The organism is Motilimonas sp. 1_MG-2023 (assembly GCF_030547455.1).
Taxonomy (GTDB): Bacteria; Pseudomonadota; Gammaproteobacteria; order Enterobacterales; family CBDFNC01; genus Motilimonas.
On record NZ_JAUOPX010000131.1, the window covers coordinates 1 to 361 of the forward strand.

General features: G+C 43.2%; 1 tRNA gene. It reads left to right on the plus strand.

Going from position 1 to position 361, the window contains the following annotated elements:
- The first annotated feature begins 97 nt into the window (after positions 1-97).
- Positions 98-173 (plus strand) — tRNA-Glu (locus Q4519_RS21760).
- Positions 174-361: the final 188 nt, after the last annotated feature.

Here is a 361-nt window from a genome sequence, read left to right on the forward strand (position 1 = left end):
GCTGGATCACCTCCTTACCAAAAGCGACGTTGTCTTGTTGACGAGAGTCAATGAGTGTTCACACAGATTGTATGATTGATTGAGCAAGAGAAATAAGGTCCCGTTCGTCTAGAGGCCTAGGACACCGCCCTTTCACGGCGGTAACACGAGTTCAAATCTCGTACGGGATACCATCTCTCGTTAGACGGTAGGACAGTCCACCTTATCTCCGACACACCTGATTCAAGGTCAAAGCTAAGTCGCTGCATTGCGCGGTCATTTAGCTTTGATTTTAATAATCAAAACGCTCTTTAAAAATTTGGAAAGCTGATAAAAGTTCATTGAACGTTTTTGAAACGCAAGTTTTGATGATGTTCAATAC